Below are 6,177 nucleotides of genomic sequence, written 5' to 3' on the forward strand. Positions count from 1 at the left end.
CCAATCCCCATCGGAACATATCCAAATGTGATTGGAATGCCCTTCTTAGCACCATCAATAAATTTAGCTTTTCTAGAAATAATAAACGACTCCAAAAATTAAAATGAAAAAAAGAAGTAATTTAACTAAGTAAATTACTAATCTGGTCTATTGTAATTAGACCTAAAACCTTCATGTCATCATTAACAACAGGAAGACAGGATATATCGAATTTGCGCATTTGACGAGCAATATCTTCGATTGAATCATTTCCATGACAATATTTTACAGTTGTTGTCATTATGTCTTTCAAGTGATTGGAATTGGTAGCTATTGATTTTGACAAGTCCCAACTTGTTACAATTCCAATTAGCTTATAGTCATCAGTTACAACAGGAATATGAGTTACATGCTTATCCAACATTAATTTAGCTGCATCCTGAACATCAGCATTCTCACGGATTGTTACTACCTCTTCCATCATTATATCTTCAACAATATTATCTGACAGGAATTTTGATAAAATGAAGTTAAGCTGTCCTTTTTCAAGCAGGAATGCATCATGACCGTAGTTAGACTTTATTTCTGAAAATGACACTTCAACATCATTGGCGTTAAGTGCAGTTACAATCTCAGTACTCTGTTCTGTTGGATATAGCCAATCTGAATCCACTGAAAGCACTTCAACCTTACATTCAACATCTTTAAAACCGTCAATAAGAGAGTTAGTAACTGATAAATCAAATAAATCCACTGCTTTTGTAATGTATAGGTAACTGTTGGCATCGAAACGTTTTACAAATGATTCCCCCTGATATTTCAAGTAGCTCTCAACCTGAAAATCAACAGTAAAATCATAGCTTATTTCATCCTTATCCTGAAGGCCACGTCCGAACTTGATGTCCATTGATTCATCACTGAGATAGGTAATGTGAGCTATCATACGTGCAAGAGACAGACCATTTCTTGGAATTTCACCGGTTTCATAATAGTTTCCGGCATTCCAGTTAGGATCTGAAAAGATTGATTGTCGGCCCACCGCATTAAATGCAATCTGCTGCGGATAAGACATTGCTGCTGTAGCTATCGGCATTGCCTTTTTCATCATTTTAGGATATGACACCATCCATTGAAGGACTTGCATTCCGCCCATTGATCCTCCGATAACTGCATATAACTGATTAATATTAAATGATTCAACTAATTTTTTCTGGACTTTGACCATGTCTTTGATTGTTATTACTGGAAATTCAAGTCCATATTCCTTGTTTGTTTCCGGATTGATTGAGCTTGGTCCTGTAGTTCCTTTACATCCACCTAATACATTGGAACATATTACAAAGTATTTTTCAGTATCAATCGCTTTTCCAGGACCTATTACAATTTCCCACCATCCTGGTTTTTTAGCTCCTTTGTGCCATCCTGCAGCATGTGCATCTCCAGTTAAAGCATGGCAGATTAAAATAGCATTGGACTTTTCTTTGTTAAGTTCTCCATAAGTTTCATAAGCAACAGTTACATTATTGAGAGTTTTACCACTGTCTAACTTGATTTCTCCTTCTATTTCAAGAGTTTTTGTCTCAACAATGCCTACAGATTCTTCATTCATTTAAAACACCGAAATTTTTAATTTTTCTAAAGCTACTTTGGCAGCTGCTTGCTCTGCTTCTTTTTTATTTTTTCCTCTTCCAATACCCATTTTTTCTCCGTCAATAAGTACTGACATTATAAATGTTTTATCGTGAGGAACTCCAAATTCCTCTACCAATTCATATGATACTTCAACTTCTTCAGCATCGCCGTATTCCTTTATGGCGGATTTATAATCCCTAAAGAATATTTTTTCTTCATCAATATAGTCGAATATGTATTTGGCTATAAATTCCTTTGCAAAATCCATTCCCTGATCAATAAATAATGCTCCCAAAAAGGATTCGAACAAATCTGCAGTAATTGACAATACCTCGTTTTTGGTTAAATTTGATTCTTCAACTTCAATATTTAGATAATCCGGCAGATTCAGTTCATGGGAGTAATATATCAGTGCATTCTGACATACGTAATTTGCCCTTAACTTAGTTAGTTTTCCCTCTTCATAATCAGGGTATTTTTTATAAAGATATTCTGAAATGATTAAATTTAAAACTGCATCTCCCAAAAACTCCAATCGTTCATAATTATAATCCAAATCATGTTTTGTACTGTAAGAACCATGGGTAAATGCAATATGGTATAAATATTCATTATCAGTGAAAATGCCAAATCTGTCAAATAAATTCATATTAAAAGCCCAACTTATTCAATATATTATTAAATATGGAATTTGGATTATATATAATTATTATATAACGATAGTTATAAATATTACTCATCAAATGCTCTCGCCGATTTCATTTATATAAGAAATATCAAACTAATACTAAAAAGGATTTGGTAAAAATGATAATAAATTGGAAAGAAGAAATAACAAAAGTCGACCCGGACATAAAATTTAGAGCACAAGGCGGATGGTTAAAAACCGTTGAAAAACTAGACAAAACTGTAAAAAATGGATATTCCCTTGTCGGAAACTTTGTACAGGCAGGAGACTTTGAAGAAGATTACTCAGAAGGAGTATATCTGGACTGCAACAAGGAAGGAACCGCCAAAAAACCGCAGCTTGACTACAGATTATTCAGATTCAAGGACGGTAAGGTAAGATTGCTTGACATGGTGATTGATGGCTCTCATGGCTGGGCGGTTGATTTATGGGAAGCGGTTGAAGACGAATTTTAAAAAAAATAAATTAAGAAATTTTGCCTCTTGGCTTAAATTTCGAAAATCCTGTAACCTGAACATTCTCCCTGTCATCAAGACAAGTTGGTTTTTGCAGAAGTATTATCTTATGGTCCAGATTTTGAGGGAAATTTTTCCCTTTACCTTCAACCATTCCGCGATAGCTAACTCTGGACTCGCCTGTGTCACTGATATTAATGGTTAATTTTTCAGATGAAATAACCTCATCAAAAAAATTCTCCAAATCCATAATGTCAAAAACCGGCGCAACATAGCTTACAGCCATCAGACCATTCTGATTTTGACGAATTTGAACCCTTTTTTGGTCAAGGTCAATGCTTTCATTAGTTCTAAGTCGTCTCAGAGTAATCTTATTTGAAAAATCATCATTAAACATGGTATCTACTCAATGTGGCAAAATTCACAACAGGCACAGGTTGGCTCGAAATAGGAATCCTCCGGTTCAACAATAGCTTTCTGTGCAAACAGAGTTACATTGAATTTCGGATGATACTCATTGCTGACCTCTTTTGTTATTGGAGATAATCCCCTATAATAAACAGGTCTATAACCAGTTTGTGAAATGTCAAAGTAAAATTTTTCACCGGTTGCAAACTTGTTGAAATATTTTTCAAGTTCCAATGCCTGTTTTGGAGTTATTGAAAAAGTAAATCCCATGGTATCATCACTTCTTTGCCTAATTCCTGCATTGGAAATGTCAACAGCCAATATGTCATCGTTGCCTCTTATAAAAACAACACAATTTTCCAGGTTTACATCGTTTTCACGTGCAATATCATTTAAATCAGTCATGTAAGACCTCCTAAACATAATATAATTTAAATTGTTATATAAGTTTATCTGAAAAATAGTTTATAAAATGGTCAGTGAGTGAAAAGTAACTTTAAAAATAGATTTGAGAGAAGATTAATTGAATAATCTTCAAGGTTTCAACCAACTTATACTAATCTTTGTCTAGTAGTTGGTTTTTTATTTTGCCAACTGTATCTCCTTAATTTTTTGGATTTACCGAATCCGCAAGAAGCACAGACTTTTTTACGTATGTGATAAGTGTTTCTACCACATCTTCTACATCTGATATGGGTCTTTTTATTCTTTTTACCCATTGATGGAGTTCCCTTAGACATTGATACACCTCCCTAGCAATAGTTAAAATATGATCGAATAATTATTGAATAATATTTATGGTGAAATATAAACAATATTGTCTCCTCTGATGAGTACAACACCGAGTCTTCTAGTTACTTCTCCGTCTTGTAACTCTTCTGCATCATTAAGAACTAAATTCATGTGTAAATCAAAGCTCTTAAGTATACCTCTAAATTCACGATCTCCTTTGAGTTTTATTAAAACTGGAGAGTCCACAGATTTTCCTAATGCGTCAAGTGGTCTTTGAACATTTTGTCCGCTCATTATATCACCTTATATTATCAAAATTTTAGTTTTTAAAATATAATCAAGTTAAGATAAGACAAAACCTAATTAAAACTAATACTATTAAATATAACTAACCTACTATATAAATGTTACCTTATTTTAGCCCAAAATAATGGAAAAATAATGTCAGTATTAATTAATTAGCATAACTACTATTTAAAATACTCATCAAATGCTCTCTCGCACATTCCTTAAATTAAAACACCAACATAACTATTAGCACCCAACCATCACCGGTAATACCATGAACTTCAACGAAGAAAAATATATCAGCCTAATCATGTACATACTGTTCAGATCCATGAACAAACCGAATTTAGGAAAAACAGTCCTCTGCACAGTAATGTACTTTATTGACTTTAATTTTTACGAGCTTTACGGAGATTATCTAACAAAAGAAACCTATATCAAATCCCGACGGGGAATAAAACCAAAACATTTCAGGAAAATCACAGAGGAACTGATATCCAAAAGAAAACTGTTCATGAGAAAAGAGCCATACTACAACCGGACAATCCACAGATACTACCTGACAATCATCCCCAGCCTAAAATTCACATCAAAAGAGCTTGGAGTGATTAACTCATGTATCGAAACACTGACAGACAATAACGCCAGCACAATAACACAATATGCCTGGCAGGACAAACCTCTGATGAATGCCAAATTGGGCGAAGAGATAGATTACAATGACGTGTTTTTGAGACACAACAAATAGGTTTATTTATTTAAAATACAATAATATTATTCATTAATATATTGTGGGATAATCATGGCTATAAAAGTTAAAAAAAGAAATTTCTTAAAAAAGAAAAAAATTAAAGCGATAAAATCAGAATTGGGTGAATACAGCAGTTTGCTTGAAGGAAAAAAGAATGTTGAAATACTTGAAGCAGAACCTAATTCATTTATTCTGGTAGATGGCGAACCATACATCATAATTATTGATGATAAACCATTTCCAACACTAAAAGCAGCCCTTGCCAATCAGATTAATGCAAAAACCGTAACTGTCGATATGGGAGCAATCAGATTCGTAAGTAACGGTGCAGACATCATGAGCCCAGGAATCGTAGCCACCTCCGAAGGAATTGAAGCCGGCGATATTGTATTAATCATTGATGAAACCCATGGAAAACCTCTAGCAGTTGGAGTAAGTCTAATCAGCGGTGAAGAAATGGTTGCAAACGATTCAGGAAAAGCGGTAGCAACCAAACACTATGTAGGCGACGACATTTGGAACTTTGAAATATAGAGGTGATGGAAATGGCAGAACTGAGATACCGCGCAGGAAAAATCAAAGACCCACAAGTTCACAAAATCGGAATAATAGCACTTGGATCACACCTGGAAAACCATGGCCCTGCACTGCCAATCGATACTGATGCAAAAATAGGTGCACACATTGCATTTCAGGCATCACTCATCAGCGGAGCCAAATTTTTAGGAATAATATTCCCTGCATACGAACTGGATACAATTGACCATGGAGTCCATGTTTCCCTTGAAGTGCTAAAGGAAAATGTTATTTCCACACTTAATTCTGCAAAAAAATTCCTGGATATTGAAAAAGTAGTCATCGTCAATGCACACGGTGGAAATATACCGTTAATGGCAGAATTATGGGACATAGAAGACAAAACCGATTTAGCCATAACATTCAACAACAAGGTAATCTCATCAGAAGGTCCTCACGGAGGAAGCGGAGAGCTTTCAATGGCCAAAGTTTTAGGCATTGTCAATGAAGACGAACTAGAAAACCAGGCAAATGTCGATGAATATGAGGAAGTTGGCCTACATGGATTTACCCAAGCACGCAGAGATGACCCTAACATTGAAGAAGGTGCACTGGACGTTGAAGAAAACGGTGTTTATATAGATGAAGACTACGGAAACAGACTGTTCAGTTTAGCTATTAACGCAGTTTTATTTGATATTGAAAAATTATTAGATTTTTAAAAAAAA

The 6,177-nt window shown here is 34.6% G+C and carries 10 protein-coding genes; 4 read left to right on the top strand and 6 right to left on the bottom strand.

Going from position 1 to position 6,177, the window contains the following annotated elements:
* Positions 1–121 precede the first annotated feature (121 nt).
* Positions 122–1,588 (bottom strand): homoserine O-acetyltransferase, encoded by a 1,467-nt coding sequence (locus tag ACJMLH_RS07635; protein ID WP_405276360.1) that lies wholly within the window; start codon positions 1,586–1,588, stop codon positions 122–124.
* Positions 1,589–2,260 (bottom strand): ribonuclease III, encoded by a 672-nt coding sequence (gene rnc, locus ACJMLH_RS07640; RefSeq protein ID WP_405276362.1) that lies wholly within the window; start codon positions 2,258–2,260, stop codon positions 1,589–1,591.
* A 158-nt stretch (positions 2,261–2,418) separates the two neighbouring features.
* Between rnc and ACJMLH_RS07645 the strand changes: the two genes are divergently transcribed.
* A complete protein-coding gene (locus tag ACJMLH_RS07645) occupies positions 2,419–2,754 on the top strand; it encodes a hypothetical protein (protein ID WP_405276364.1) in 336 nt (111 codons plus the stop codon).
* 10 nt (positions 2,755–2,764) lie between these two features.
* Here ACJMLH_RS07645 and ACJMLH_RS07650 read toward each other — a convergent pair whose 3' ends face one another.
* The 4 genes from ACJMLH_RS07650 to ACJMLH_RS07665 all read right to left on the bottom strand — a co-directional run bounded on the left by ACJMLH_RS07650 (position 2,765) and on the right by ACJMLH_RS07665 (position 4,188).
* Positions 2,765–3,151, bottom strand: coding sequence for a hypothetical protein (locus ACJMLH_RS07650; protein ID WP_405276366.1), 387 nt, complete (start codon positions 3,149–3,151; stop codon positions 2,765–2,767).
* 5 nt (positions 3,152–3,156) lie between these two features.
* Entirely contained in the window at positions 3,157–3,567 is a 411-nt protein-coding gene (locus ACJMLH_RS07655) for a hypothetical protein (protein ID WP_405276368.1), read from the bottom strand.
* 146 nt (positions 3,568–3,713) lie between these two features.
* Positions 3,714–3,902, bottom strand: coding sequence for a 50S ribosomal protein L37e (locus ACJMLH_RS07660; RefSeq protein ID WP_067042784.1), 189 nt, complete (start codon positions 3,900–3,902; stop codon positions 3,714–3,716).
* Positions 3,903–3,957: 55 nt separating this feature from the next.
* Positions 3,958–4,188: an LSm family protein gene (locus ACJMLH_RS07665; protein ID WP_116591755.1), complete on the bottom strand. Its 231-nt coding sequence runs from the start codon at positions 4,186–4,188 to the stop codon at positions 3,958–3,960.
* Positions 4,189–4,456: 268 nt separating this feature from the next.
* Between ACJMLH_RS07665 and ACJMLH_RS07670 the strand changes: the two genes are divergently transcribed.
* From ACJMLH_RS07670 to arfB, 3 genes are read left to right on the top strand one after another with little or no spacing between them, the layout of a single operon-like run.
* Entirely contained in the window at positions 4,457–4,930 is a 474-nt protein-coding gene (locus ACJMLH_RS07670; protein WP_405276370.1) for a hypothetical protein, read from the top strand.
* A 54-nt stretch (positions 4,931–4,984) separates the two neighbouring features.
* Positions 4,985–5,467 carry an RNA-binding protein gene (locus ACJMLH_RS07675; RefSeq protein ID WP_405276372.1) on the top strand — a complete coding sequence of 161 codons (483 nt, stop codon included), beginning with the start codon at positions 4,985–4,987 and terminating at the stop codon, positions 5,465–5,467.
* 11 nt (positions 5,468–5,478) lie between these two features.
* Positions 5,479–6,171 carry a 2-amino-5-formylamino-6-ribosylaminopyrimidin-4(3H)-one 5'-monophosphate deformylase gene (gene arfB / locus ACJMLH_RS07680; RefSeq protein ID WP_405276374.1) on the top strand — a complete coding sequence of 231 codons (693 nt, stop codon included), beginning with the start codon at positions 5,479–5,481 and terminating at the stop codon, positions 6,169–6,171.
* The last annotated feature ends 6 nt before the right edge of the window (positions 6,172–6,177 follow it).

Origin of the sequence: Methanobrevibacter sp. (assembly GCF_045116495.1) — an archaeon.
Lineage (GTDB): Archaea > Methanobacteriota > Methanobacteria > Methanobacteriales > Methanobacteriaceae > Methanocatella.

Excerpts from the sequence above, each read along its gene's own strand:
- ACJMLH_RS07670 (WP_405276370.1), top strand. The coding sequence starts at position 4,457 with ATGAACTTCAACGAAGAAAAATATATCAGCCTAATCATGTACATACTG.
- ACJMLH_RS07655 (WP_405276368.1), bottom strand. The coding sequence starts at position 3,567 with ATGACTGATTTAAATGATATTGCACGTGAAAACGATGTAAACCTGGAA.
- arfB (WP_405276374.1), top strand. The coding sequence starts at position 5,479 with ATGGCAGAACTGAGATACCGCGCAGGAAAAATCAAAGACCCACAAGTT.
- ACJMLH_RS07665 (WP_116591755.1), bottom strand. The coding sequence starts at position 4,188 with ATGAGCGGACAAAATGTTCAAAGACCACTTGACGCATTAGGAAAATCT.
- ACJMLH_RS07660 (WP_067042784.1), bottom strand. The coding sequence starts at position 3,902 with ATGTCTAAGGGAACTCCATCAATGGGTAAAAAGAATAAAAAGACCCAT.
- ACJMLH_RS07650 (WP_405276366.1), bottom strand. The coding sequence starts at position 3,151 with ATGTTTAATGATGATTTTTCAAATAAGATTACTCTGAGACGACTTAGA.
- rnc (WP_405276362.1), bottom strand. The coding sequence starts at position 2,260 with ATGAATTTATTTGACAGATTTGGCATTTTCACTGATAATGAATATTTA.
- ACJMLH_RS07675 (WP_405276372.1), top strand. The coding sequence starts at position 4,985 with ATGGCTATAAAAGTTAAAAAAAGAAATTTCTTAAAAAAGAAAAAAATT.
- ACJMLH_RS07635 (WP_405276360.1), bottom strand. The coding sequence starts at position 1,588 with ATGAATGAAGAATCTGTAGGCATTGTTGAGACAAAAACTCTTGAAATA.
- ACJMLH_RS07645 (WP_405276364.1), top strand. The coding sequence starts at position 2,419 with ATGATAATAAATTGGAAAGAAGAAATAACAAAAGTCGACCCGGACATA.